Source organism: Moorena sp. SIO4A1, assembly GCF_010672065.1.
Taxonomy (GTDB): domain Bacteria; phylum Cyanobacteriota; class Cyanobacteriia; order Cyanobacteriales; family Coleofasciculaceae; genus Moorena.
This window is the reverse complement of the sequence record NZ_JAAHHX010000657.1, coordinates 1-1,533: the sequence shown is the minus strand read 5'-3', so window position 1 is coordinate 1,533 and position 1,533 is coordinate 1. Positions and strand designations below refer to the sequence as shown.

Annotated in this window: 1 protein-coding gene; it reads right to left on the bottom strand. The window is 35.2% G+C overall.

Annotated elements, in window-relative coordinates; translation table 11 throughout:
• Window positions 1-151: 151 nt before the first annotated feature.
• Window positions 152-1,533, bottom strand: a 1,382-nt coding sequence (locus F6K53_RS41635; protein ID WP_293086264.1) for a tetratricopeptide repeat protein, incomplete at its 5' end; no start/stop codon positions are given.

The window sequence follows — 1,533 nt, the reverse complement described above, 5'->3', positions numbered from 1 at the left end:
GCATATGCATATCGTGGAACAAATACAGTTATTGCAGCAGAGATAATGGCTGATATAAATCGAGATGATAAATTTCGCATTTTACTGATTTAACGTATCATTATAAATTGTTGGTCAATCAACTGGGAGTCAAGCCCCTAAAAAAAATCATCTACTGAAGGTTATTAATGGTATTAATTACTCTTTGTTTGTCAGAATTTTTACCTTGTTCCTTGTAAAGTTGGATAGCTCTTCGCAAGTCTTGAAGAGCGAGCTTAGGATTTCCCAATTTTGAATGTGCTAATCCACGATATTCAAAAGCCTCTCCAAGTTTGGGGTCTAATATGATAGCTTTATCATAGTTTTTTATAGCTTCATAGTAGTCTTTTTTAAGAGCGAAAACAAATCCACAACTCTTATAAGCAAGAGCAATTTGTGGCTTTTTTGCCGAGTTAAACTTATTTCCTAAGCTAATAGACTTCTTGCAATCTTCAATAGCTTCTTCATAATTGCCTAGACGAGCATGGGTATATGCGCGATAATTAAACGTGAATGCACGCAGTTCTGATATGGATGTATTCTGAGAGGTTTTAATATTGTTGCTAAGCTCAATTATTTTGTTATAATCAGAGAGAGCATCCTTTTCATTCCCTAGACCAGCATTAGCTCTCCCTCGATTAAGCAAAGCGTATGCACTCAATAAACTCTCCCTTATTTGAATTATTTCAATCGCTTTATTACTATCAGAAAGCGCTTGCTCATAGTTTCCTAATTCATTATATAAAAATGCACGGTTTGTGAGTTGCTCCGCTTGAAAAATGCTGTTTTTTTTACTTTTTTTGAGCGCATTTTCAAAGTCTTGAAGAGCTTGCTTGTAATTTCTTAGCCATAGATGAGAAAGCCCACGGTTTGCTACAGCATATAATTCTAATTCTCTAGGAATACGGCTTAATAAAATTGCATAATCAAAATCAGATATGGCTTGCTGATAATTGCCTAATTCCTTTTGAGCAATCCCACGATAAATCAATGCTCTTGCATTTTTATTATTTAATTTAAGTAGTTTTTCAGAGTAGACTATAACTTTAGGATATCTACCTTTGTTCATATTTGAATGCAAGTTTCTCAGATATGAATCTTCAAACGCGAACGGAATTAATTTAAGGATAGAGAGGAGTAAGCCTACTAAAAGCAAAAAGCTCGGAAGCAGATAATATCTTAATCTCCATCTTGCAAAGAGACCTGTTTCTTTAGAAAAATTATCAGCTTCAAGAGACGCAAAATAGTCCATCGGTAGGCGATGAATAAACGTATATCCACCACCAACTTTATACAAGAAAATACGCTCAGTGGCATAGTCTAAGAAGCGTGCATAATTCCAAGGACTTAATCTATCCATCCAAAGCAATAGACGTAAAGTAAAGTGCTGAAAGCTTGTTAAGCCACCATACTTTAACCATCCAGTGATAAATCCACAAATTGCCCAAATGAAGAAGCATCCCATATAGCTAAGAGTTGTCATCCCTGTTGTGTTGGCAACAAGAGCAAGTAATA